This is a genomic window from Homoserinimonas sedimenticola (assembly GCF_026094475.1).
Taxonomy (GTDB): Bacteria; Actinomycetota; Actinomycetes; order Actinomycetales; family Microbacteriaceae; genus Homoserinimonas; species Homoserinimonas sedimenticola.
In genome coordinates, this window is the sequence record NZ_JAPELL010000001.1 from 2,097,287 (window position 1) to 2,121,553 (window position 24,267).

Consider the following 24,267-nt stretch of genomic DNA (forward strand, 5'->3'; position numbering starts at 1 on the left):
CAGCTGTGGTGGGTGTTACTTAGCTGATCTGCTCGACGGCGGCCTGCGCGCGCTCGTAGAGGTCGACCGAGATGGGCGCGATGCCTGCGGCCTCGGCGGCGACGGCCTGGCCCTCGTCGCTGATCACGTACTCGAGGTAGGGCTTCACGAGCTCGGCGCGCTCAGCGTCCTCGTACTCGGAGCACGCGATGAGGTAGCTGACGAGCACGATCGGGTACACGCCCTCGGCGGTGCTGGTCCGGTCGAGCTCGATCGCGAGGTCGACGTCCTCGCGGCCCTCGACCATGGGGGATGCGTCGACGATGGCAGCGGCGGCCTCGGCGGAGTAGTCGACGTATTCCTCGCCGACCTTCACCGCGACCGTGCCGAGGTCACCGGCGCGGGAGGCGTCGGCGTAGCCGATCGTGCCCTCGCCACCGGAGACGGTGTCAACGACGCCCGAGGTGCCCTGAGCGGCCTCGCCGCCCTCCCAGGCCCAGTCGCCGCTGACCTCAGCGGTCCAGACCTCGGGAGCAGCGGCCGCGAGGTAGTCGGCGAAGTTCTCGGTCGTGCCCGACTCGTCGCTGCGGTGCACAGCGGTGATGGGCGTGGCGGGAAGCTCGACGTCGGGGTTCTGCGACGCGATGGCCTCGTCGTTCCACTGGGTGATCTCACCCTTGAAGATTCTGGCGATCGTGGCCGCGTCGAGGTTGAGCGTGTCGACGCCCTCGAGGTTGAAGATGATCGCGATCGGCGAGATGTAGGCGGGGATCTCAATGATCGGCGTGCCGGGAACGCAGCCGGCGAAGTTGTCCTCGGCGAGCTCCTCGTTGTCGAACGCGCGGTCGGAACCGGTGAACCAGTTGGCGCCGGCGATGAAGTTGTCACGGCCCGTGCCCGAACCGGTCGGGTCGTACTCGACCGTCACCTCGGGGTGCATGTCCTGGAACGCGGCGACCCAGGCCTCCTGGGCGGTCTGCTGCGACGAGGCGCCGCCGCCGACGAGCGTGCCGGAGAGGGTGCTCTCGGAATCGGTGTTGTCGGCGTTGGGCTCGTTGGCTGCGCACGAGGACAGGACGACAGAGCCGGCGATGGCGATGGCAGCGAGGCTGCCCCAGCGCTTGGCGTTGCGCGTGATGTTCACGGATTTCCTTTCGGGAATGTGAGGTGTCAGGCCCGGTGCAGGCCCGCGAGCGACGCTACGAACGCGTGTTGACCAGCGTTGCCATAGATGGTGAACGCGCGGTGAACGAGTCGCGAACAGCGTGTGGCGCGGGCTGTCCGACGATCGCGCGTGCGATTAGGAGCGGGGCGACCCTCAGTCGATGAGCGCGACGGCGCTCGCAGCACGCTCGGCGAGGGTGGGGGAGATGGGGGCTGAGCCCGCGGCATCCGCGGCCTGCTGCTGTCCCTCGTCGCTGATGGCGTGTGCGAAGTAGGCGCGCACGAGTTCGGCGTCGCTCTCGTCGAGGTAGTCGTCGCAGGCGATGAGGTAGCTCACGAGCACGATGGGGTAGACGCCGGGTGCGGTCGAGGTGCGGTCGATCTCGACCGCGAGGTCGCCCTCGGTGCGGTGCTCGCCGACGGGGGAGGCGTCGATGATGGCGGCGGCCGCCTCAGAGGAGTAGGGCACGAACTGGCCGCCGACGCCCACCGACACGACGCCGAGGTCGCCCGCGCGTGAGGCGTCGATGTAGCCGATCGCGCCCGAGCTGTTGGTGAGGGCGCTCACGACGCCGGAGGTTCCCTGCGCGGCCTCGCCCTCGAGCGGCCACTCGCCGCTCGGCTCGTAGGGCCATGCCTCGGATGCCGCGGCCGCAAGGTACTCGGTGAAGTTCTCGGTCACGCCGGAGTCGTCAGAGCGGTGGATGGGGGTGATGACCTGGTCGGGCAGGCTGACGCCCGGGTTGTCCGCGACGATCGCCGGATCGTTCCACCTGGTGATCTCGCCCGTGAAGATGCGCGCGATCGTGTCGGGACGCAGCTGGAGCGTGTCGATGCCTTCGAGGGTGAAGGCGATCGCGATGGGCGAGATGTAGGCGGGCAGTTCGATGATGTTGGAGCCCTCCGTGCACGCGGCGAAGCTTTCGCTCTCGAGCTCCTCGACCGTGAAGGCCCGATCTGAGCCTGCGAACGAACTGCCGCCCGCGATGAAGATGTCGCGCCCCGCGCCCGAACCCGTGGGGTCATACTCGACTGTCGCCCGCGGGTTCTCGTTCTGGAAGCCGACCGTCCACGCCTCCTGTGCCGCCTGCTGCGCGCTCGACCCGGCCCCTACGACGATCCCCTCGAAGCCGCCGACGTCGTCCCCGGGGCGGGGCTCATTGACGGCGCAGGAGGTGAGGAGCGTGCTCGCCGCAGCCATGGAGAGTAGTGCCGTGCTTAGCCGTCGCCGCCGTGTCGCCTCAAGAGTCACCTGAACAGGTTAACGAATGCTGCTCCATCAGTGCTCCGAGGTTCCCCGTCCCGGCGAGTGCACCTCGAGGGCGATGATGCCGGCGTCCGGCCGCTCCGACGAGAGATGCATGACCGCGAAGGCGCCCGTGTCGAGCATGGCGGATGCTCGCAGCGAGCGATCGAGGGCGGTGTTGCTCTGCCGTGCCACCTGTTCCACGATCTCGGGGAGCACTGGTCCGTGGCTGCACAGCACGCTCGTGCGGCGCTTCGCGAGTCGCTTCGCGACGACCGCCGCGACATCCGCCCCGCCGTTCTCCCAGGCGTCCTGGCTGATCTTGTGCGTTTCCGTCACCGGCAGGCGGGTGAGTTTCGCGAGTGGCTTGATCGTCTTGACGCAGCGGGTGGCGTCGCTCGTCACGAGCTTGCGCGGCCGGTAGGCGGCGATCGCGCGGGCCGCGGCATCCGCCTGCTGCTTGCCCTGGGGGAGCAGGCCGCGCTCCGCGTCGACGCCGTCGAAGGAGTGGCCGGAGACGGCCTTGCCGTGACGGAGGGCGATGACGGCGAAGGTGCGCAGGGTGTCGTTCTCCATACGGGCAACGAAGCGGTCGAGTACGTCGCGGTCGTGCGAGTAGCTGAGCGCCTTACGTGCCTTCTTGACGGAGACCCATTCGAGCTTTGCGATCTCGTCGTTGGGAGAGAAAGTCGAGGCGGCGAGGGTTGCCTCGTCGACCTCGGCCGTCCAGTAGTGCACGATCTTGTCGCGCCCGCCGGGCAGGGTGTACTCGGTCGTGCCGAGGGGGGCGCCGAGCGCGATCGCGAGACCCGTCTCCTCCTCGATCTCGCGGGCGGCCGTCTCGGGGAGGCTCTCGCCCGGGTCGACCTTGCCCTTGGGCAGGGAGATGTCGTCGTGGTGCTCGCGGTGCACGAGCAGCACCCGGATCTTGCCGTCGACGACGCGCCAGCAGAGCGCTCCCGCGGCGAGGACGGGCGGCTGAGGGCTCATCGGGTGGCACCCGGGCGGCGGCGTGACGCGACATACTTCATGACGACATTCTGCATGTCGGCGAGGGCCTCCCCGTCGTCGCCACGGTTCTGCCGGTGCCAAGACCCATCCGCTTCGAGGCGCCAGGAGGCCGTGGCATCCGACATCGCGGTGTCGAAGATCATGGTCACCCGCTCGAGGTGCTCGGAGTCCTCGAGGCGCACGAGGGCTTCGACGCGACGGTCGAGGTTGCGGTGCATCATGTCGGCGCTGCCGATGTAGGCCTGGGGATCTCCGTCGTTCTCGAACCAGAAGATGCGTGAGTGCTCGAGATAGCGGCCCAGGATCGAACGCACGCGGATGCTCTCACTCAGGCCGGGGACGCCCGGCTTAATGCCGCAGATGCCGCGGATGACGAGATCGACGGGCACGCCCGCCTGGCTCGCCCGGTAGAGGGCGTCGATGATCTCCTCGTCGACGATCGAGTTGAGCTTGATGCGGATGCCGCTGGCCTTGCCCGCGAGCGCGTTGGCTCGTTCCGCGTCGATGCGCTTGATGAGCCCCTTGCGCAGGTGCAGGGGGGCGACGAGGAGCCGTTTGAACTTCTTCTCGATCGCGTAGCCCGAGAGCTCGTTGAAGAGGCGCGTGAGGTCGCGGCCCACGATGGGGTCGGCCGTGAAGAGCCCGAGGTCCTCGTAGACGCGGCTCGTCTTGGGGTTGTAGTTGCCGGTGCCGATGTGGCTGTAGTTGGTGAGGCTGCCGTCCTTCTCCTGGCGCACGACGAGGGCGAGCTTGCAGTGGGTCTTGAGCCCGACGAGGCCGTAGACGACGTGCACGCCCGCCTTCTCGAGCTTGCGGGCCCACGTGATGTTGGCCTGCTCGTCGAAGCGCGCCTTGATCTCGACGAGCGCGAGCACGGCCTTGCCCGCCTCCGCGGCGTCGATGAGGGCTTCGACGATGGGGCTGTCACCGCTCGTGCGGTAGAGCGTCTGCTTGATGGCGAGCACGGCGGGGTCGGCGGCGGCCTGCTCAATGAAGGCCTGCACACTTGTCGCGAACGACTCATAGGGGTGATGCACGAGCACGTCGCCACGCTTGATGGAGGCGAAGATGTCCGGCTGCGCGCCGGGCTCGGCGGGCATGAGCGCCGAGCTGGTCGTCGGCACATGCTTGCGGAACTTGAGGGAGGGCCGGTCGATCTTGAAGACCTCGAAGAGGCCGCCGAGGTCGAGAGGCGCGGGCAGCCGGTAGACCTCCTGCTGCGTCACCCCGAGCTCCCGCACGAGTAGGTCGAGCGTGCGGTCATCCATGTCGTCGGTGATCTCCAGCCGGATGGGCGGACCGAAGCGTCGTCGCAGCAGTTCGCGCTCGAGGCTCTGGATGAGGTTCTCCGACTCGTCTTCGTCGATCTCGACATCTTCATTGCGGGTGACGCGGAACTCGTGGTGGTCGAGAATCTCCATCCCCGGGAACAACTCCTCCAGGTGGTTGGAGATGAGGTCCTCAATGGGGATGAAGCGCAGCAGGCCGCGCTCGTCGTCGGGGAGCTGCACGAAGCGGGGCAGGATGGTCGGCACCTTGATGCGGGCAAACTGCTCCTTGCCCGTCTTGGGGTTGCGCACGCGCACAGCGAGGTTGAGCGAGAGCCCCGAGATGTAGGGGAACGGATGTGCCGGGTCGACCGCGAGCGGCATGAGCACGGGGAAGATCTTGCTGGCAAAGATGTCGTCGACCCGGTCCCGGTCCTCCTCGTTCAGGTCGGCCCACGCTTCGATGTGGATGCCGGCGTCGTCGAGGGCGGGCTTGAGGATGTCGCGGAACGCGAGCGCGTGCCGCTCCTGCAGTTCGTGCGCCTTCTCGCTGATGCTCGCGAGCACGTCGGCGGGGGCGCGCCCGATGTTGGTGGGCACGGCGATGCCGGTCGCGATGCGGCGCTTGAGGCCCGCGACCCGCACCATGAAGAACTCGTCGAGGTTGCTCGCGAAGATGGCGAGGAAGTTGACGCGTTCCAGCAGGGGCAGGTGCGGGTCTTCGGCGAGCTCGAGCACGCGCGTGTTGAACGCGAGCCAGCTCAGTTCGCGGTCGAGATAGCGGTCGGCGGGCAGGTCGCCTCCGTCGGCGACGGGTCCGTCGTAGTCGTCGTCGAGGCTTTCGGTCGCGAGACCGGTGTCGTCGAGGATCTGTTCGCCATCCATTGGGTCATCTTGGCACCGGCAGGTTGCCATTTGGTGAATCAGCGGCGGATGAGTCTGAGCCCCCAGCCGCGGCGGAACAGCGGATCGATGTCGCCCGCGACATCCGGGCTGCTCGCCTCGACAGCCCTGCTGCTGCGCGGGAGGTCGAACGGCAGGCGCCCGTCGGGAGAGATGGAACCGGTGAGCGCTTCGAGGAGGGCGGCATCCGTCGCACCGAATTCTCCCACGATCGCGGCCGTGTGCTCGAGGAGCGGCGTGAGGATCGCCGGCCTGCTCAGCGTCACGCTGAGCACGACGGGAACGAGTCGGGCGAGGTCGGCAATCTGGGCGATCAACGCGTCGTCGAACTCGAGCGAACCGTGCTCCATGTCGCCCTCAAGGGCGTAGTCGTCGCGGCGTTCGAATGGTGCCCGGACGCGCATGATGGCAAGGTCGGCATCCTCGGCGATCGAGGCGGTCAGGTGCTCGGGGAGTGCATCCGAGGAGATGCCGACCAAGTGCACCCGGGCGTTCCGGCTGAGAGGAAGGAGCGGATGTCCATCCACCTCGTCGTTGCTGAGGACGGTCACCGCTCGCGCCTGCGTCGCGGCTCCCAGAAGGATATGGTCACGCGGAGCCGACTCCGTCGGGGCAGCAGGGAGCGACGGCACCTTCCACGCGCCGAGCTTCTCATGCAGCGCGAGGACGCGACGAGCGGACTGATCGATGCGCTCCTCGCTGAGACGGCCCTCCCGCACCAGGTCGAGCACGGTATCGGTGCAGAAAACGCCGCCTAGCTGGTCGATTCCGGCGTCGAAGAGACGCAGCACCCGGTCGGCAGGCGACAGATGTTCGACACCCCAGGCGCGCGCGGGGAGAGGCTTGCCGAAGATCTCCTGGTCCTCGACGAGCCCGAAATCGCTCAGCACGACGCCGTCATAGCCGAGCTTCTCGCGCAGGAGGCCCGTGATGATCTGACGATTGAAGGCGAAGCCGACTTCCTCGACCGCGGTGCCGTCGAGCTGCAGTCCGACAGGCATGCCGTAGTAGGGCATGATCGCCGCGGCACCAGCCTCGATGGCAGCACGGAAGGGAGCGAGGTGGTCGTCGAAGCGGCCCCCCGGGTAGACCTGCTCTCGACCGTAGGGGAAGTGCGGATCGTCGCCTCGGAGCTGCGGGCCTCCGCCGGGAAAATGCTTCGTCGTCGTGGCGACCGCGTAGCTGCCCGGATCGGTGCCCTGCAGCCCCGCGAGGTAGGCCGTAAGCAGCCGGGAGGTGAGGGCGGGGTCGGAGCCGAAGCTCTGCGCTTGGCGTGGCCACCGCGGTTCCGTCGTGAGGTCCACTTGGGGGTGGAGGGCCATCCGGATGCCCATAGCGAGGTAGTCGTCGCGCACGATCTCGGCATAGCGGCGCACGAGCTCCGGGTCGCCGATCGCTCCGAGGCCGAGCGCCTCAGGCCACTGCGACACGCCGCTCGCCGAGTGCGCGGCGCCGCCTACATCGAGGAAGGAGTGCCGAGGGTCCGTCGAGAAGACCACAGGAAGCCCGCTCGGGCTGCCTGATGCGAGTTCCTGCACGCGCCCCGCAATCTCGGCAGTCTGCTCGGGTGTTGTCGGAGCGCCAAGGCACATGTAGCGCACGTGCCGCTCCTGCACGAGCTCGCGGATGCTCGGCCCGACGATCGAGGGCGCGTCGAAGTCAGCGCCCGGGAAGATGATGGCCATGGGGTGCACGAGCAACCCGACCTTCTCCTCGAGGGTGAGTTGGCCAAGAACCGAGGAGACGCTCGGCGCGACGGTGTCGGTCATCGGGTGGTTCCTTTCGCGGGGGCCTGGTTGCCGCTGGTCTCCGTGGCGCGAGCGCGGGCAAGCGCTTCTCGTCGCTGCGCCTGAACGGCGGGATCGGCGACGGGAGCGGCGAGCAGAAGCCGCTGGGTGTATGGGTGCTCGGGAGCCGAAGTCACGGAAGCACCGTCGCCCGACTCCACGATCTCGCCGCGGTACAGGACTGAGACGCGGTGGCTCATGTGGCGAACGACGCTGAGGTCGTGCGAGATGAAGAGGTAGGCGACATCCGTTCGGTTCTGCACTTCGAGGAAGAGCTCCAGCACCCTCGCCTGGGTTGTGAGGTCGAGCGCCGAGACCGGCTCGTCGCACACGATGAGACGCGGCTCGAGTGCGAGGGCGCGCGCGATGGCGACCCGCTGGCGCTGACCGCCGCTGAACTCGCGCGGGAGACGCCGCACGGCATCCTTTGGAAGGTGCACGAGGTCCAGAAGCTCGGCGATGCGCGCTTCGGCATCCCGACGCGTCACCCCCCGCGCCCGCAGCGGCTCAGAGAGGGTGTCGCCAATCGACAGCGTTGGGCTGAGGGACGAGTAAGGATCCTGGAACACGACCTGGATGTCGGCGGCCAACTCACGTCGTCGCGCGGCAGATGCATGCGCGATGTCTTCGCCGTCGAACTCGATGCCGCCGCCCGTGACGGGCGCGAGGCCAAGCACGGCGCGGCCGAGTGTTGACTTCCCTGATCCAGATTCGCCGACGAGGCCCACCGTCTCGCCGGGCCGGATGTCGAGGCTGACCCCGTGTAGCACGGGGATGCGGCGTCGAGCTAGGCCTCGTCCCTGATAGGCAACGGAAAGGTCACGGATCTCGAGCAGAGGCGTGGACGAGCCGCTCGGAGTCCCATCCGTGTCCACGTTCGCCAGCGTGGTGCTCACGCGCGTACCTCCCGAGGGGTCCAGGCGCCGCGGGCGGGCGCGTCATCAAGGAGCGCGTCAAACAGGCTCTTGGTGTAGTCATGCCGCGGTGAGTCGAAGAGTTCTGCTGTCGGGCCGGTCTCGACGATGGAACCGTTGCGCATGACCGAGATCCGATCGGCGAGGTCGGCGACGACGCCGAAGTTATGGGTGACGAGCAGCATGGCGACGCCCGCCTCGCTTTGCAGTTCGCGCAGAAGATCCAGAATCTCTGCCTGAACCGTGACGTCGAGAGCGGTTGTCGGCTCGTCGGCGATGATGAGGTCGGGCTCGCACGCAACAGCACCGGCGATGAGTACGCGCTGCGCCATACCGCCCGAAATTAGGTGTGGATAGGAGTCGTAGGTGCGCTGGGGGTCGACAATCCCCACCCGCTCAAGCAATTGCAAGGCACGATCGCGCGCTGCCGCGCGATTCATGCCGAGCACGACACGAAGGGGCTCGGTGAGTTGCTGACCGATGGTGAACGACGGGTCGAGATTGGAGAGCGGCTCCTGCGGGACATAGCCGATGTGCCGTCCCCGAAGTTGCGAGAGCCGGTGCGGGTCGAGTCCACGCAGCTCATCACCGTGAAACTTGATGGAGCCTGCGACAACGCTGCCGCCCTGGGGCAGAAGACCCAGAATCGACCACGCGGTCTGGGTCTTACCCGACCCCGATTCGCCGATGAGCGCGTGGATTTCGCCCTTCGCGATGTTAAGGGAGACGCCGTCGACCACGGTCGTCCATCCGCTCTCTCCATCATCGTAGGCGACCGAGAGTTCGGAGACGGTGAGCACCGGATCGGTCTCCGCGTGCCCGCTGTCGTGGCGCTCGGGCGCGGCAGGGCGGGTGGCGGGAGCCGCCCATGGTGCGGCTGAGCGTGCCCGCCCTCGGTCACCGGTGCGCTCCAGTTCGTCCCGAATGCTTGTTCCGAAGAGCGTGAACGCGACGCAGGTCAAGGCGATCGCGATGCTCGGCCAGAGCAGGAGTGTCGGGTCGCGGTAGATGTTGCGGAACCCCTCAGACAACATCGAGCCCCACGTCGGCATGGTCGGGTCGCCGAGGCCGAGGAAGTCGAGGCTGGCCTGGATGGCGATGCCGACCGCGAAGATTCCCGAGGTCATGAGGATCGCGGGTGCTCTCACGACAGACAGGATGTGCCGCCCGATGATGCGTGCGTCGCCGAGGCCGGCGACCTTTGCCGCATCGATGTAGAGTTCGGCCCGTACAGCCTGGACCGCGCTGGAGACCACTCGGAAGTACGAGGGCGAGACGAGAACACCGAAGATTCCCATGACGAGCCAGAGCGAGGGGCCCACGACGGCGCGTGCCGCCAAAAGAACCACGATGGCCGGCAGCGACAGCAGCAGGCCCGCGATCCAGGTGGAAAGACTGTCGAACCAGCCGCCACGATATCCCGCGATGAGGCCGGCGGGAATGCCTACCCCGGCAGCGACGACGACGGTGATGAGAGCCCCTAGCAAACTGAAGGATGTCGCGACCACGAGTCGTGAGAGAACGTCGCGCCCTGCGCTGTCCGCGCCGAGAAGATGCTCAGGGCTGGGTGGCGCGAAGACATCCTGCAGCGAGGCCGTCATGGGGTCGTAGGGCACGAGGACGGGGCCGACGATCGCGATCAGAGTGACCGCCGCGAGATAGATGAGCGATGCGGCGCCGAGAGGGCTCCGCAAGATGCGATGAGCCAGTGAGCGTTGCTGCCGTCCCCGCCGAACGCGGACGGCAAGGGTGTCAGGGGCGGTGGTCATGAGAGGCGCACCTTCGGGTTGAGCCATCCCTGCAAGAGGTCGACGGCGAGATTGACGATGACGACGAGGATGGCGGTGACGATGACGATTCCCATAACGAACGGCACATCGCCTACGACGGTCGCGGCGACGGCGCTCTGGCCTATTCCCGGCAGCGAGAACACCTGCTCGACGATTACGGCCCCGCCGAACATCACGATGAACTGGAGACCGAGCGTGCTGAGCGCGGGGCCGGCTGCATTGCGCAGCACATGGCGATAGACCACGCGGTGGTGGGGAAGACCGCGTGCGCGAAGTGTGCGCACGTAGTCATGACGCAAGGCGTCGATCATTGAGCCTCGAACCTGCTGCGCGACACTCCCGATCGCTCCGATCGAGAGAGCGATCACGGGCAGCGCGATCGTGGCGAGCCATCCACCGAGCGAATCCTCGGGGCGTACGTAGCCCGTGGCAGGGAACCACCGCAGGGAGATCGCGAAGACGAGCACGAGGATGAGGGCGATGAGAAAGCCGGGGATCGCGCCGCCGATGACGGAGAGCACTTGAACGACGCGGTCGGTCCAGCCGCGGCGGCCGGCTGCGAGGGCGCCGAGGGCGATGGCAAGCGCGGCCGAGACGATCACAGCGCCAATCGTGAGTGAGAGCGTAACGGGAAGCCGGGTCGCAATCGCGTCGACGACGGACTGCCCAGACTGCCAGGAGCGTCCGAGGTCTCCCGTCAGGGCCGCTGTGATCCACTCGAAGAAGCGTTCTCCGAGTGGACGGTCGAGCCCGAGTTCCGCCGCCTTGCGAGCCACGATCTCGGCTGAGGCGGTCTGACCGACGAGTCGGCGGGCCGTGTCTGTCGCTCCGAGGTTAAGGAGCACGAAAGCCGTGATGCTTATCGTCACGAGCATGGCGACCCCGGTGGCGAGGCGGCGGAGGATGAATGTGATCATGTGCGAGTTGTGAATGCGGGGGACCACGACGTTTCGTGGTCCCCCGCACCCCGGGTCAGCGGGACCCGAGGTCCCGAGGCGGTCAGTTGGCGGGCTTGATGTTCCAGAGGTAGGGGACAGCGTTGTCCGCCTGGCGAGCAATCCGCGTGCTGTCATTCGTCACGTATGCGGACTGGATGCGGAACGCCGGGGCATACCATGCCTGCTCGACGATGTATGCGTTGAGTTCCTGCGCGGCCGCTGCCTGCTCCTCGGCGCCCTCCTCACCCATGCGGATCGTCTGAGCGAGCTCGACGACCGTCGCGTCCTCCGTCTTGAAGGGGTTCCACGTCGAGTGCGGGAGCATCGAGAACTGGATGCCCTGCCATGCGGTGGCGTCGGCCTGCAGCTGCATTGGGAATGCGGCCCATGAGCCACCGAGCATCCGACCGAAGAGGTCGTCACCCGTCATCTCCCACTCCACGGTGATGCCGATTGCTCCAAGCTGCTCAGCGTAGATCGCATACTCTGCCTCGGGTACGAAGTCGCTCTTGGGCATCGCGAGGGTGAAGCCGTCCGGGTAGCCAGCCTCGGCAAGGAGCTCACGTGCCTTCTCGACGTCGTAGGGGTACCGGTCATCGAGGCTCGGATCGTACGCCGCCGACGTCTGGCGGAAGATCTGGGTTGTCGGGGTGCCCCAGCCAGCAGCGAGCGCCTCGGCGAGGCCGTCGCGGTCAAGTGCGTGATTGATGGCCTGACGCACGCGCACGTCGCCCAGAGCAGGATTTACAGCTCCATCACGGTCGGCGAGCACGAACCCAGTCCAGTCGAATTCCGAGATCTCAGCGCGGTATCCCGCGGCTTCTGCCTCAGCGAGCTGCGTGCCGCTCTGAAGCGGAGTCGCATCGACCTGGCCACCCTTCACAGCGTTCATCAACGCGGTGCCGTCGCCGTAGAGAGTCATCTCGATCTCGTCGTAGGGGTAGCTCTCGGCGTCCCAATAGTCGTCCCTGCGCTCGAAGACCCAGGTCGAACCCGCTACGGTGGCCTCCTCGTCGAGGAGGTAGGGGCCAGATCCGATCGGTTCGGTCTGGGCGGCAGGGTCATCCCACATGGCAGGCGAGCCCTGGAGGCCCGCGTTCTGCGTCATATAGATGAGGAATGCCGGGTCGGGCTCTACGAGAGTCACCACGAGGGTGTGCGTATCGGTCGCCACGGCCGACTGGACCCCCGTCAGGAAGGCAGCGTTCTCGGAGGTTCCATCGCGGAAGCGAAGGATGTTCTCGGCGGCCACCTCCGCAGTGAACTCCGTGCCGTCGCTGAACGTCACGTCATCGCGCAGCGTGAACGTGACGACCGTGCGGCTGTCGTCATACGACCACTCGGTGGCGAGGGCGGGCATGATCGAGCCGTCGGTGTCGGCGTGGAGCAGGGTGTCATACACAGCCTGAAGGTACGGCGACTGGTTCGCCCAGGAGGCCTCCCACGGCGCGAAGGACGCGAGCGGAGTAACTACTCCCAGGCGGAGCGTGGGGTTCTCGTCGCTGGCGTTTCCCTGTGTTGCGCAGCCGGTGAGGGCCAGAGCGGCGACGGCTCCGAGGGCAGACATGCGCCATGCTGTGTTGCTGTGCTTCATTGCACTTCCTTCCAATGGAAATGAGGACGTCACCGGTGCGGATGAGAAGGTGACAGCGGCACGCTAGCACGAAAACCTTCATCGACAAAGGTTTCTGTTTTAGGGATGCCGCTGCTAGCGTCATCCCGTGCCAGTGAAGTCAGCCCGCCGCGGCGAATATGCCAAGACCGCGCGACGCCGCGAAGAGATTCTTGACGCCGCGTTCGATGTTTTCTCCAAGGCCGGCTTCGCGAGCGCATCCATGAGCGAGATCGCCAAGCGGGTGGGTCTGACCCTGCCGGGGCTGACCCACCACTTTTCAACCAAGGAAGCCCTGCTCAGCGCCGTGCTCGAGCGCCGCGACCTCGACGCGAACACTCACCTCGAAGGGCGCGAGGGCCTGGACCTTTTCAGGGGCCTTATCGAGGTCGCGCAACGCGACGAGGAGTCACCGGCTCTCACCCAACTCTTTGCGATCCTTGCGGCGGAGGCCACTGACCGCGATCATCCCGCCCATGCCTACTTTCGCGATCGTTACAAGTTCGTGCTCTCCAACGTCGAGCGCAGCTTCGAAATCGCGCGGGAGCAGGGCCACCTTCGCGACGCTGTGGATCCCTCGGATGCCGCGCGTGCCTACGTCGCGCTGTCCGACGGGTTCCAGCTGCAGAAGCTCTATTCGGACGGTGCCGTATCGCAGGCCGGGCTCATTCGGCGCACACTCTCTGCCTTCATCACCGTAGAGTTGTAATCGAGGTTCAGCGCTCGCGTCGATACTGCACGTCGACCGTGTGGTCGGCGAAACCGTAGGAGCGGTAGAGGCGCACGGCGGCGGCGTTGTCGGCGTCGACGTAGAGCGAGGCAGTGCGGATGCCGCGGCTCGCGAGCCGCGCGAGCCCGGCGCTCACCAACCGCCGTCCCAGGCCTGCGCTCTGGCGGCTCGGGTCGACCCCCACGACGTAGAACTCGCCCACCTCGCCCTCGACCTTGAGCCAGCAGAAGGCGGCGAGCCCGTCGCGGTCGCGCAGCAGCAACAGGTCTTCGGGGTCGAACCACGGTTCGGCCATCCGCGCGTCGAGGTCCGCCTGCGTAAGGGAGCCCTGTTCGGGGTGCCCGGCGAAGGCGGCGGCGTTGAGGGTGAGCCAGTCGGCGTCGTCGACCCCGGGGCGGAAGGGCTCGAAGTCTGCGAGGGCGTCGCTCGCGGCATCCGTGTCGGTGACGGCGGCGACGGGAGCTCGCAGTTGGAGGAGCGTGCGGATGGGGGTGAAGCCGGTGCTGCGGGCGAGGGCGCGGGCGCCGGGGTGATCGCCGTGTGCCCAGGCGAGCAGGCTCGGGTTCGCCTCGATCGCGCGGGTGAGCAGCTCGCGCCCGAGGCCGCGTCGGCGTGCGGCGGGGTCGACGACGAGTTCGAGTTCGCCGGGGTTTCCGCGCTGCAGGATTGCGGCGGCATCCTCGTCGATGGCGAGCAGTTCGCGGCGGCCGTCGCGCAGTTCCACCCGGGACTGGTCCGAGAAGGGGGGTTGCCCGTCGACGCGCGTCGCGCGGGTCACGAGCCCGTCGAGCCAGACCGGCGTGCTGTCACGCATCGCTGGTGTCTTCGTGCCCCGTGAAGCGGTATCCGACGTTGCGCACCGTGCCGATGAGCGATTCGAGGTCGCCCAGCTTTGCCCGCAGGCGCCGCACATGCACGTCGACCGTGCGGGTGCCGCCGAAGTAGTCGTAGCCCCACACCTCACTCAGCAGCTGTTCACGGGTGAACACGCGCGAGGGGTGGCTGGCGAGAAAGCGCAGCAGCTCGAACTCCTTGAAGGTGAGGTCGAGCGGCTTGCCCTGCACCTTGGCCGAGTAGCTCGCCTCATCGATGACGACACCGGATGCCTGGATCTTCTGGTTCCCGCCGTCTCCTGCCGCACGTCCGATCGCGAGACGGATGCGCGCATCGATCTCGGCGGGGCCCGCGTCCACGAGCACGACGTCGTCGACATTCCACTCCGGCGTGACCGCTGTGAGGCCGCCCTCGGTCACGATCGCGATGAGGGGAACGCTTGCGCCCGTGTTGCTGAGAATCTTGCACAGGGCCTTGGCTGCGGCGAGATCCTTGCGCGCGTCGATCATCATGAGATCGCAGCTCGGGGCGTTGACGAGTTGGGACGGGGTCGCCGGAGCCTGCCGCACCCGGTGGCTGAGAAGCGCCAGGGATGGCAGTACCTCGCTGTCGACCGCCGGTGTCAGTATCAACAGCTGCGCCAACGGTGCCTCCAAAATTCTGTCGCAAGTCTATCCAGACGCTGCAGCGTCGCGCGCACGCGGCGCCACAGGCCCTTTTTCGGAGGCGATGAGGCAGGATTGGGGGCATGACGCTTGACGAAAGCCAGGCCCCCAGCCGAGCGACCGCGTGGATGAGCGTCGTCGTCGTGTGGGTCGTCGTCGTCGCGGGCGCCGTGCTCACCGTGATCTTCGCGAAGGAGGATGCTCGGCTGCAGTGGTTCCCCATCGTGCTCGCCATCTCGACCATCCTCTCCTTCTGTCTTCAGCTGGCCCTCGACAGCAAGGTGGGCTTCGTCAATCGGCTCTCGGCGAGTGTCACTGGGTCGGTCGTGATCCTCGCGGCGTCGACAGGTCTGCTCGCGCTCGCCGCTATGGCGGGAGGGTAGAATCGGAGCATGCTGCTCGCACTCGAACTCTTCTACGTCGGACTCCTGGTCCTTGCCGTCCTGGCGATCGGCGGGGTCTCCGCCGTCGTTCTGTACAACCTGTTCCGCGGCCAGCGCTAGACGCCGCATCCGCTTCACACTTCTCGGGGGGGTGCCCCGCATGATCGAGATCGACGCATCGCTGCCGTCGGAGCTCGTGCCGCTCTCGTGGTTACTCGGTGTCTGGGAGGGCACCGGTGTCGTCTCCTATCCCGTCGCGGGTGAGTCGCGGGAGTTCGAATTCGGCCAGCGTGTGAGCTTCAGCCACGACGGCAGCAACTACCTCAACTACAGCTCGTCGACGTGGATCGTCGACCCCACGGCGGAGGGCGCAGCGCCCCTCACGGCAGAGAGCGGCTATTGGCGACTCGCACGGCCCATGACGGAGGGTGACCCCGGCCCTGGCATGCTTCCGGCGGTCGGCGCGAAGCCCTACTCGACGGCAGAGGATGTCGAGACCCTGCGCAACGCGGCGGAGGGCTTCGATCTCGAGGTCTCCATCATCCATCCAGGCGGGGTCAGTGAGCTCTACCTTGGCCAGGTGAAGGGCCCGCGCATCGACCTGGCGACGGATGCCATCATGCGGTCGGCGGACGCCAAGGAGCATTCGGCCTCGACGCGCCTCTATGGTCTCGTCGATAACCACCTGCTGTGGGCGTGGGACATCGCGGCCCTCGGCCAGCAGCTCACCTCGCACGCCTCGGCGAGGCTCGCCCGTGTCGACTGACGCCCCCGCCTACCGTTCGCCGTGGCTCAAGCGCCCCGGCGCGGTCGAGGCGGAGGGTGCGGATGCCGGCGTTGCCGCCCACTACGGCGATCCGGCACGGGAGCAGCGCGAGCTCGAGGCGGGCCGCGCGCTCGTCGACCTCTCGCACCGCGGGGTCGTGACCCTCTCGGGCCCCGACCGCCTCACCTGGCTCGACTCCATCAGCAGCCAAGCGATCGCGGCGCTGCAGCCAGGCGACTCGGCCGAGACCCTCATCCTCGACCCCCACGGACACATCGAGCACGCGGCGCGCCTCATCGATGACGGCGAGTCCACCTGGCTCCTCCTCGATGCCGCGCAGGTCGAACCGCTCATGGCGTGGCTTCTTCGCATGCGCTTCATGATGCGGGTCGAGATCGACGACCGGTCGGCGGATGTCGCGACCCTCGGCCTCCTCGCGGAGCCCGGCACCCTCGGGGTCGAGCCCGCCATGGGCGCGGGGCTGCCGCTCGTGTGGCGCGACCCGTGGCCGAGCGTTGTCTCGGGCGGATGGCAGTACGCGGGGGACGAGCATCCGGCGGGCTCCTTCGACTACCGCGAGGTGCTCGTGCCGCGTTCCGCTCTCGCGGCGACGGATGCCCCGGCCGCGGGCGTGCTCGCACTCGAGGCGCTGCGCATCGCCGCGTGGCGGCCGCGTTTCGCGAACGAGGTCGACGAGCGCAGCATCCCCCACGAGCTCGACTGGTTGCGCACCGCGGTGCACCTCAGCAAGGGGTGCTACCGCGGCCAGGAGACGGTCGCCAAGGTGCACAATCTCGGCCACCCGCCGAGGCGGCTCGTGATGCTGCACCTCGATGGTTCCGACGCGATCCTTCCCCGGCGCGGCGACGCCGTCATGCTCGACGATCGCGCGATCGGGGAGGTGACCTCGGTCGGGCGCCATCACGAGCTGGGCCCGGTGGCGCTCGCGGTCGTCAAGCGTTCCGCCGATCCGGCGGCGACCCTCACGGTCGTCACGGAGGAGGGAAGCGTCGCGGCGGGGCAGGAGGTCATCGTTCCTCCCGGGGCGGGAGCGACGGCGCAGGTGCAACGGGTTCCCCGGCTCGGCGCCGCCACGCGTCCCAGCAGGCCCACGGCGTAATCGCAATGCCCGACCCCGGTGGCCGCCTCGAGCGCCGACTCAACCGACGTCTCGACACGCGCGCCGCCCTCGCCCGCGCCGGCGAGTCCCTGCCCGCCGTCCTGCAGATCGTCATCGCGGCGACCCTCGCCTACGTGATCACCCACGACCTGCTGGACCACAGCACTCCGGCAGTCGCCCTCATCTCCACCATCACGATCCTCGGCTTCTCCCGCGACGCGAGACCCAAGCGCGTCCTCGAGTCGGCCATCGGCATCCTCACGGGCATCGTGTTGAGCGAAGTCGCCTTCCTCATCGTGGGAAGCGGGTGGTGGCAGATCGCGCTCGTGCTGGCCCTCACCCTGCTGGTGGCGCGGCTGCTGTCGCCGAGCGCGCCCTTCGCGATCGCTGCGGGCGTTCAGGCGACCCTGGTCATGGTCATGCCGGCCCCCGACGGGGGCGTCTTCACGCGAAGCGTCGACGGTCTCGTCGGCGGGGTCGTGGCGCTCGCCGTCACGGCGCTGTTTCCGCGCGACCCGCGGCGCATTGCGCGACGGGATGCCCGGCGCATGGTCGCGACGCTGCGCGAGTCCCTCGACTCCCTCATCGAGGCCCTGCGTGACGCCCACGAGCCGGCGGCGAGCCTGGCACTTACGCGCCTTCGGCGCACCCAGGGCTTCCTCGACGCGTGGTCGCAGTCGCAGGAATCCGCCATCGCGATCGCCCGCATCTCGCCCTTCCTGCGCAGGCACCTGCCCACGCTGCGATACCAGTCAGACGTACTGACGGGCCTCGACCTCGCGGCGCGCCACCTGCGGGTCATCACGCGCCGCGTCGCGTTCCTCGTGCGCGACGGGGAGCGCAGGCCGGCGCTCGCCGCCCTGTTCGAGCCGATCGCGGAGGCGGTGGCCCTGCTCGGTGAGAGCGTGCAGGACCCCGCTCTCGCCCTTCAGGCCCGCGATGTGCTGCTGGAGATCATGCCCACGCTCGACCCCGCAGCGACGCTCCCGGGTGCACGGATGCCCACCTCGATCATCGTCCACCTCATACGTCCCCTCGCGGTCGACCTGCTGGTGGCGACGGGCATGCAGGCGGATGAGGCGCGTGCCCTACTTCCCGAGGTTTGATCGGCCACGGCTCAGTACACTTGCCGCATGACCTACACGCTCATCCTCCTTCGTCATGGCCGCAGCGACTGGAACGAGAAGAACCTCTTCACCGGGTGGGTGGACGTGCCACTCACGGAGGAGGGCCGCGCCGAGGGTCGCCGCGCGGGCGAGCTCATGGCGGAGGCGGGTCTGCTGCCCGACATCCTGCACACCTCGCTCCTCAAGCGTGCGATTCACACGGCTAACCTCGCCCTCGAGGCGTGCGACCGCGACTGGATCGACGTGACTCGTCACTGGCGGCTCAACGAGCGCCACTACGGCGCCCTCCAGGGGCTCAACAAGGCCGACACGCTGGAGAAGTACGGCGAGGAGCTCTTCATGACGTGGCGCCGCAGCTTCGACACGCCCCCGCCGCCCCTCGACGACGACAGCGAGTTCTCGCAGGCCCACGACGTGCGCTACGCGGGCCTGGGCGACGACCTTCCTCGCACGGAATGCCTCAAGGACGTCATCGAGCGGATGCTGCCCTACTGGGAGTCCGACATCACGCCCGACCTTGCGGCGGGCAAGAACGTGCTCGTGACGGCGCACGGCAACTCGCTGCGCGCCCTCGTCAAGCACCTGGACGGCATCTCGGACGACGACATCGCGGCCCTCAACATCCCCACGGGCATCCCGCTCGTCTATGAACTCGGCGAGGACTTCATGCCGGTCGCGCCCTCGCGCTACCTCGACCCGGAGGCGGCCGCCGCTGGTGCCGCGGCCGTCGCGGCGCAGGGTTCGAAGCACTAGCCGCCCGGCAGGCAACTGAGAACCGAGAAGGGGCCCTTCCCGCGTGGTGGGAAGGGCCCCTTCTCGTCATTCAGGCGCGAGGGGAGCCGCGTCAGTCCTCGACGGGGATCCAGTCGCCCGTCGCGAGGTACTGCACCTTCTTCGCGATCGAGACGGCGTGGTCGGCGAAGCGCTCGTGGTAGCGCGAGGCGAGGGTTGCGTCGACCGTGTCCTCCGCGCCGCCCTTCCACTTCTCGCCCAGCACGGTGTCGAAGACGCTGAGGTGCAGCGCGTCGACCTTGTCGTCGTCGTTGCGAATCTCCTCCGCGAGACGCACGTCCTCCGTGCGCAGGAGCTCGGCGAGCTTGCGGGCCATCGCCACATCGAGCTGGCCCATCTCCGCGAAGGTGGGCCGGAGCGTCTTGGGCACGACCTTCTCGGGGAAGCGGTAACGGGCGAGCTGCGCGATGTGCTCGGCCATGTCCCCCATCCGCTCGAGGGAGGCGGAGATGCGTAGCGCGCTGACGACGATGCGAAGGTCGCGGGCGACGGGCTGCTGGCGGGCGAGGATGTTGATGGCCAGTTCGTCGAGGCTGATGGCGAGTTCGTCGATCTTGTCGTCGTCGGCGATGACCGCCTCCGCGAGGGAGACGTTGGACTCGCTGAAGGCGCGCGTCGCATTCTCGATGGATATCGCCACGAGGCTCGCGATCTCGACGAGGCGCTCCTGAACTTCCTGGAGCTCCTGCTGGAAAACTTCGCGCATCGGCGGTTCCTCATTCCTCGCGGTTCGGTGCGGCGGGGGCGTCCCCGCACAATCCCGGCCATCCTGTCTCCGCGAGGTTAACGCGCGGTGAGCATCCGTTGAACACCTCGGCGTCTGCGGCCGAACCTGCTTGGACCCGGACGGACGGGCTCGACTTATAACTAATCTAGTCGCTATGGAACCCAGCGTGCTGGTTGCCCTGTCGTTGGTCTTCGGCGTAGCCGTGGGCGCTGCGCTGGTCAGCTTGATCCACTATGCGGCGCGCCGCGGAGAGCGCGCGGCCGCGGTTGTGCGCGGCGGCGTGCCCGACGGGGTCGATCAGGTTCTCGACGCTCTCGAGTCCGCCGGGGTCGTGCTCGACCCCTCCAACAACGTCGTCAAGGCTTCACCCGGCGCGCTCGCCTTCGGGCTCGTGTGGAACCAGTCGCTCGTGCATCCGGAGCTCGTCGCCCTCGTCGATCGGGTGCGCCGCGAGGGTGAGGCGCTCTCGGAGGAGGTGCAACTCGCGCGCGGTCCTTTCGGCGACGCCAACGTTCACCTCTTCGTGCGCGTCGCGCGCATCGGCTCGCGCTTTGTGCTCCTGCTCGCGGAGGATCGCACGGAGGCGTATCGGCTCGACGAGGTGCGGCGGGACTTCGTCGCCAACATCAGTCACGAGCTCAAGACGCCGATCGGCGCGGTGGGCCTTCTCGCCGAGGCTCTGCAGTCCGCCTCGAACGACCCCGAGCAGGTCAAGCGTTTCGCGAAGCGGCTCACGAAGGAGTCCGACCGGCTCGCCCGCATCACGAAGGAGATCATCGAGCTCTCCCGGCTGCAGGCCGCGGATGCTCTCGCCAAACCGGAACTGCTCGAGGTCGACGACATCGTCGCGGCGGCGGTCGACGCGAGCCGTGTCGCGGCCGATGAGCACCGCATCCTGCTGGTGACGGGTGGGGACACGGGCGCCCAGGTCTACGGCGACGAGCCGGTGCTGATCGCGGCGGTGCACAACCTTGTCGCGAACGCAGTGCAGTACTCGCCGGACAACTCCCGGGTGGGCGTGGGCGTCACGCATGCGAACGGCGTCGTTGAGATCGCCGTCACCGACCAGGGCATGGGCATTCCCGAGGAGGACCTCGAGCGCGTCTTCGAGCGCTTCTACCGCATCGACCCGGCACGCGCCCGCAACACGGGAGGCACGGGTCTCGGCCTCGCGATCGTCAAACATGCCGTGCAGAACCATGGCGGCGACGTGCGCGTCTGGTCCCAGGTGGGCCGCGGCTCGACGTTCACGATCCGCCTTCCCGAGGCGTCCCACGAGTCGCTCTCCGCCATGACGGATGCCTCGCCCCCCGCTTCTCTCTCACCAACGCCAGCCCCGGCCCCTGCCATCACTCTCAAGGGAGTCTCGTGACCCGCATCCTGATCGTCGAAGACGAACGTTCACTGAGCGAGCCGCTCGAATACCTGCTCACGAAGGAGGGCTACGAGGTCACGATCGCCGACGACGGTAACGCCGCCATGGACGTGTTCGAGCGCGGCGGTATCGACCTCGTGCTGCTCGACCTCATGATCCCGGGCATCTCCGGCACCGAAGTGTGCCGGCGCATTCGTGCCGTGTCGACGCTGCCGATCATCATGCTCACGGCCAAGGACAGCGAGGTCGATATCGTCGTCGGCCTGGAACTGGGAGCCGATGACTACGTCACCAAGCCGTATTCCTCGCGCGAGCTGCTCGCTCGCGTGCGCGCAGTGCTCCGGCGTCGCGTGGAACCGGTCGAGGACTTCGATCCCGCTGTGGTCGAGGTGGGCGGCGTGCGGATGGACACCGACCGTCACACGGTCGAGGTTGATGGCGCCGAGGTCCCCATGCCGCTCAAGGAGTTCGAGCTGCTCGAGGTGCTCCTGCGCAATGCCGGTCGCGTGCTCACCCGCGGCCAGCTGATCGATCGTGTGTGGGGCTCCGACTACTTCGGAGACACTAAGACGCTCGACGTACACATCAAGCGCATCCGTTCGAAGATCGAGAAGTCGCCTTCGGAGCCGGCGCTCCTGGTGACGGTGCGCGGCCTCGGTTATCGATTCGAGGATGCGACGCAGTAGTCGCTCACGCGGATAGAGCAGTTTTTCCGCGGATAGAGCAGTGCCTCCCGGGGAGGGCTACGGCAGCAGCTCTTCGTACTCGCGAAGTGAGCTGTCGAGCACGGGCACGAGCAGCTGCTTGCCGGTCTCGTCGCCGTGCTGGACGAAGACGGGGAAGAGCGAGCCGGGCTCGGCGTCGATGTCCTCGAGTTCGAAGGGTTCCTCGGTGCCGATGCTCGTGTAGTCACCGGGGGCGACGGTGACGGTGCGGTCGACCGTGCCGCCCGCGCCCTCGTACTGCACCGTGACGCGGGCACGCTCGGTGCCCGTGTTGGCGAAGTTGGCGACGAGGTTGCCGCTTGCGCCGTCCTCACTGATGACGAGCGCGTTGAGCACGCGGACGGTGCCGAGGGTCGCGCCGACGCCGTCGCTTGCGTCGTAGTCGTCAGTCGTGGCCTGGGGGGTGATGAACGCGCAACCGCTGGCGGCGAGGGCGATGCTCGCCGAGAGGGCGATGGTGGCGGCGATTCGTGCTCTCACGGGGAACCCTCCAGGTGAGTGGTACTGGTGCGATGGGTGGCGAGAGTTCTCCCGCCGAAGTCGATCAGAGTTTATCCTACGGGTGACGGGCCGCTGGGCCCCCGCGGGCAGGCAAAAGGGGGACACCCCTGTGCTAAACTGGGGGCCACGGAACGGAGCTTAACCCATGCTTTTCGAGGTCGGCGAAACCGTCGTTTACCCGCACCACGGTGCTGCAACCATCATTGAGGTCAAGAAGCGCGTCATCAAGGGCGAGGAGAAGGTTTACCTCAAGCTCAATGTGACGCAGGGCGACCTCACGATCGAGGTGCCCGCAGACAATGTGGATCTCGTCGGAGTTCGCGATGTGATCGGCCAGGACGGCCTCGACAAGGTCTTCGAGGTGCTTCGCGCCCCCTTCACCGAGGAGCCGACCAACTGGTCGCGCCGTTACAAGGCGAATCTCGAGAAGCTCGCCTCGGGTGACGTCATCAAGGTGTCGGAGGTCGTGCGCGACCTGTGGCGCCGCGATCAGGACCGCGGCCTTTCGGCCGGTGAGAAGCGGATGCTCGCAAAGGCCCGCCAGATTCTCGTCTCCGAGCTCGCCCTCGCTGAGAAGACCGACGAGGAGAAGGCTTCGGGAATGCTCGACGAGGTCCTCGCCTCCTAAGCGTTTCATCACGACTTCAGGCCCCGCACACCATCGCCGGTGTCGGGGCCTTCGTCGTTCCCGGCCCCGCTACGCTCGTAGGCATGCATGAGTCTCGCACCGCCGTCGTGATCGTGGCCGCGGGCAGCGGCAGCAGGCTGGGGCTCGGTGAGCCCAAGGCTTTCGTGCGGGTGGCGGGGCGGTCGCTCCTGGAGCGGGCCGTGGCATCCGTCATCGGCATGAGGGAGGCGACGCAGATCGTGGTCGTGGCTCCCGCCGATCGCCGCGCGCAGGCCGAAGCGCTTGCGCGCGACGCTGCGGGGCGCGCGTCGGGCTTCGTCACGGTCGTCGCGGGAGGGCCGTCGCGTCAGGGTTCTGTCGCGGCGGGACTGGCTGCCGTGGGCGCCTCCGTCGAGATCGTGCTGGTGCATGATGCCGCGAGGGCCCTGACGCCCTCGGCGCTCTTTGACGAGGTCGCGGATGCCGTACGGGCGTCGGGAAATGGTGTGGTGCCGGTGCTGCCCGTCTCTGACACCATCAAGCGGCTCGGCCGCGAGGGGCAGGTCGTGGGCACTCCCGATCGTTCAGAACTCGCGGCGGCGCAGACCCCGCAGGGCTTCCCGCGCGAGCCCCTGGTGGCGGCGTATGCTGCCACCGACGTCGAGCACACGGATGACGCAGCACTCTTCGCGGCCGCCGGCCAGGCCGTCACGGCGGTCGCGGGGGATGCGCTCGCCTTCAAGATCACGACGCCCTGGGATCTGGCGCGCGCCGAGAGCCTGCTGCAATCGAACGGCGAAGCGGCAATAGCGCTCCGCACGGGCGTGGGCGTCGATGTGCATGCATTCGATGCCGAGAGCCCCCTCTGGCTCGGCGGCCTCTATTGGCCGGACGAGGAGGGGCTCAAGGGGCACAGCGATGGGGATGCGCTCTGCCACGCCGTGTGTGACGCGTTGCTCTCGGCGGCGGGCCTCGGCGATATCGGCGGCCGCTTCGGGACCTCGGATGACCGCTTCGCGGGCGCACACGGGGACGTCTTCATCGGCGAGACGGTGCGTCTCGTGGCGGGGGCGGGCTTCGAGGTCGTCAACGTGGCGGTGCAGCTCATCGCCAACCGGCCTCGCCTCGCGGGACGCCGCTTTGAGCTCGAGCAGAACCTGAGTGGTCTCGTCGGCGCACCCGTGAGCGTCTCCGCGACGACGACCGACGGCTTGGGCTTCGCCGGGCGGGGGGAGGGCCTGACGGCGATCGCGACGGCGCTCATCCGCTCAGGAGGGTAGGGCATCCGCCCAGCCGACGGCAT

General features: G+C 67.8%; 23 protein-coding genes. 10 read left to right on the top strand and 13 right to left on the bottom strand.

The genetic code is table 11. The features are described 5' to 3' along the window. Positions 1-19 precede the first annotated feature (19 nt). From pstS to OH146_RS10075, 9 genes are all read right to left on the bottom strand, one after another. Complete coding sequence (gene pstS / locus OH146_RS10035; protein WP_265160018.1) at positions 20-1,123, bottom strand: phosphate ABC transporter substrate-binding protein PstS; 1,104 nt, start codon at positions 1,121-1,123, stop codon at positions 20-22. 174 nt (positions 1,124-1,297) lie between these two features. Continuing rightward, positions 1,298-2,344: a phosphate ABC transporter substrate-binding protein PstS gene (locus tag OH146_RS10040; protein ID WP_265160020.1), complete on the bottom strand. Its 1,047-nt coding sequence runs from the start codon at positions 2,342-2,344 to the stop codon at positions 1,298-1,300. Between the two features lie 78 nt (positions 2,345-2,422). Then, entirely contained in the window at positions 2,423-3,379 is a 957-nt protein-coding gene (locus OH146_RS10045) for an NUDIX hydrolase (RefSeq protein WP_265160022.1), read from the bottom strand. Continuing rightward, a complete protein-coding gene (locus OH146_RS10050) occupies positions 3,376-5,553 on the bottom strand; it encodes an RNA degradosome polyphosphate kinase (RefSeq protein ID WP_265160025.1) in 2,178 nt (725 codons plus the stop codon). The genes OH146_RS10045 and OH146_RS10050 overlap by 4 nt, the downstream gene beginning before the upstream one ends. A gap of 38 nt (positions 5,554-5,591) precedes the next feature. Continuing rightward, positions 5,592-7,340 carry a glycoside hydrolase family 3 protein gene (locus OH146_RS10055; RefSeq protein ID WP_265160027.1) on the bottom strand — a complete coding sequence of 583 codons (1,749 nt, stop codon included), beginning with the start codon at positions 7,338-7,340 and terminating at the stop codon, positions 5,592-5,594. Then, on the bottom strand, positions 7,337-8,254 hold the full coding sequence (locus OH146_RS10060) for an ATP-binding cassette domain-containing protein (protein ID WP_265160029.1): 918 nt from the start codon (positions 8,252-8,254) through the stop codon (positions 7,337-7,339). The genes OH146_RS10055 and OH146_RS10060 overlap by 4 nt, the downstream gene beginning before the upstream one ends. Next, the gene (locus OH146_RS10065) at positions 8,251-10,041 is read right to left on the bottom strand and encodes a dipeptide/oligopeptide/nickel ABC transporter permease/ATP-binding protein (protein WP_265160031.1); all 1,791 of its coding nucleotides are present in this window, start codon (positions 10,039-10,041) and stop codon (positions 8,251-8,253) included. Before OH146_RS10065 ends, OH146_RS10060 begins: the two co-directional genes overlap by 4 nt. Further along, a complete protein-coding gene (locus tag OH146_RS10070; protein WP_265160032.1) occupies positions 10,038-10,979 on the bottom strand; it encodes an ABC transporter permease in 942 nt (313 codons plus the stop codon). Before OH146_RS10070 ends, OH146_RS10065 begins: the two co-directional genes overlap by 4 nt. A gap of 82 nt (positions 10,980-11,061) precedes the next feature. Continuing rightward, positions 11,062-12,594 carry an ABC transporter substrate-binding protein gene (locus tag OH146_RS10075; RefSeq protein WP_265160034.1) on the bottom strand — a complete coding sequence of 511 codons (1,533 nt, stop codon included), beginning with the start codon at positions 12,592-12,594 and terminating at the stop codon, positions 11,062-11,064. Positions 12,595-12,727: 133 nt separating this feature from the next. Between OH146_RS10075 and OH146_RS13980 the strand changes: the two genes are divergently transcribed. Beyond that, positions 12,728-13,321, top strand: a complete 594-nt coding sequence (locus tag OH146_RS13980; protein ID WP_265160037.1) for a TetR/AcrR family transcriptional regulator — start codon at positions 12,728-12,730, stop codon at positions 13,319-13,321. 7 nt (positions 13,322-13,328) lie between these two features. On the opposite strand, the gene mshD is transcribed toward OH146_RS13980, so the two are convergent. Then, the gene (mshD, locus tag OH146_RS10085) at positions 13,329-14,156 is read right to left on the bottom strand and encodes a mycothiol synthase (RefSeq protein WP_265160040.1); all 828 of its coding nucleotides are present in this window, start codon (positions 14,154-14,156) and stop codon (positions 13,329-13,331) included. Then, positions 14,149-14,820 carry a winged helix-turn-helix transcriptional regulator gene (locus OH146_RS10090; RefSeq protein ID WP_265160042.1) on the bottom strand — a complete coding sequence of 224 codons (672 nt, stop codon included), beginning with the start codon at positions 14,818-14,820 and terminating at the stop codon, positions 14,149-14,151. The genes mshD and OH146_RS10090 overlap by 8 nt, the downstream gene beginning before the upstream one ends. 104 nt (positions 14,821-14,924) lie before the next feature. On the opposite strand from OH146_RS10090, the gene OH146_RS10095 reads away from it, so the two are divergent. The 5 genes from OH146_RS10095 to OH146_RS10115 all read left to right on the top strand — a co-directional run bounded on the left by OH146_RS10095 (position 14,925) and on the right by OH146_RS10115 (position 18,990). Then, complete coding sequence (locus OH146_RS10095; RefSeq protein WP_265160045.1) at positions 14,925-15,224, top strand: hypothetical protein; 300 nt, start codon at positions 14,925-14,927, stop codon at positions 15,222-15,224. Positions 15,225-15,384: 160 nt separating this feature from the next. Then, positions 15,385-15,990 (top strand): heme-binding beta-barrel domain-containing protein, encoded by a 606-nt coding sequence (locus OH146_RS10100; protein WP_265160047.1) that lies wholly within the window; start codon positions 15,385-15,387, stop codon positions 15,988-15,990. After that, positions 15,980-17,110 carry a CAF17-like 4Fe-4S cluster assembly/insertion protein YgfZ gene (gene ygfZ / locus OH146_RS10105; RefSeq protein WP_265160050.1) on the top strand — a complete coding sequence of 377 codons (1,131 nt, stop codon included), beginning with the start codon at positions 15,980-15,982 and terminating at the stop codon, positions 17,108-17,110. The genes OH146_RS10100 and ygfZ overlap by 11 nt, the downstream gene beginning before the upstream one ends. Before the next feature lie 5 nt (positions 17,111-17,115). After that, positions 17,116-18,216 carry an FUSC family protein gene (locus tag OH146_RS10110; RefSeq protein ID WP_265160052.1) on the top strand — a complete coding sequence of 367 codons (1,101 nt, stop codon included), beginning with the start codon at positions 17,116-17,118 and terminating at the stop codon, positions 18,214-18,216. A 27-nt stretch (positions 18,217-18,243) separates the two neighbouring features. Then, positions 18,244-18,990 (top strand): phosphoglyceromutase, encoded by a 747-nt coding sequence (locus OH146_RS10115; protein ID WP_265160054.1) that lies wholly within the window; start codon positions 18,244-18,246, stop codon positions 18,988-18,990. Positions 18,991-19,081: 91 nt separating this feature from the next. On the opposite strand, the gene phoU is transcribed toward OH146_RS10115, so the two are convergent. Continuing rightward, the gene (phoU, locus tag OH146_RS10120; protein ID WP_265160057.1) at positions 19,082-19,735 is read right to left on the bottom strand and encodes a phosphate signaling complex protein PhoU; all 654 of its coding nucleotides are present in this window, start codon (positions 19,733-19,735) and stop codon (positions 19,082-19,084) included. 175 nt (positions 19,736-19,910) lie between these two features. Between phoU and OH146_RS10125 the strand changes: the two genes are divergently transcribed. Beyond that, the gene (locus OH146_RS10125; protein ID WP_265160060.1) at positions 19,911-21,128 is read left to right on the top strand and encodes a sensor histidine kinase; all 1,218 of its coding nucleotides are present in this window, start codon (positions 19,911-19,913) and stop codon (positions 21,126-21,128) included. After that, a complete protein-coding gene (locus OH146_RS10130) occupies positions 21,125-21,817 on the top strand; it encodes a response regulator transcription factor (RefSeq protein ID WP_265160063.1) in 693 nt (230 codons plus the stop codon). The genes OH146_RS10125 and OH146_RS10130 overlap by 4 nt, the downstream gene beginning before the upstream one ends. Positions 21,818-21,874: 57 nt before the next feature. Here the strand turns inward: OH146_RS10130 and OH146_RS10135 are convergent, their stop codons facing one another. Further along, a complete protein-coding gene (locus OH146_RS10135; RefSeq protein WP_265160066.1) occupies positions 21,875-22,336 on the bottom strand; it encodes a hypothetical protein in 462 nt (153 codons plus the stop codon). A 166-nt stretch (positions 22,337-22,502) separates the two neighbouring features. Between OH146_RS10135 and OH146_RS10140 the strand changes: the two genes are divergently transcribed. Both OH146_RS10140 and ispD read left to right on the top strand, forming a co-directional pair. Then, positions 22,503-22,985 carry a CarD family transcriptional regulator gene (locus OH146_RS10140; RefSeq protein ID WP_265160068.1) on the top strand — a complete coding sequence of 161 codons (483 nt, stop codon included), beginning with the start codon at positions 22,503-22,505 and terminating at the stop codon, positions 22,983-22,985. Positions 22,986-23,068: 83 nt separating this feature from the next. Beyond that, a complete protein-coding gene (ispD, locus tag OH146_RS10145; protein WP_265160070.1) occupies positions 23,069-24,244 on the top strand; it encodes a 2-C-methyl-D-erythritol 4-phosphate cytidylyltransferase in 1,176 nt (391 codons plus the stop codon). Positions 24,245-24,267 lie beyond the last annotated feature (23 nt).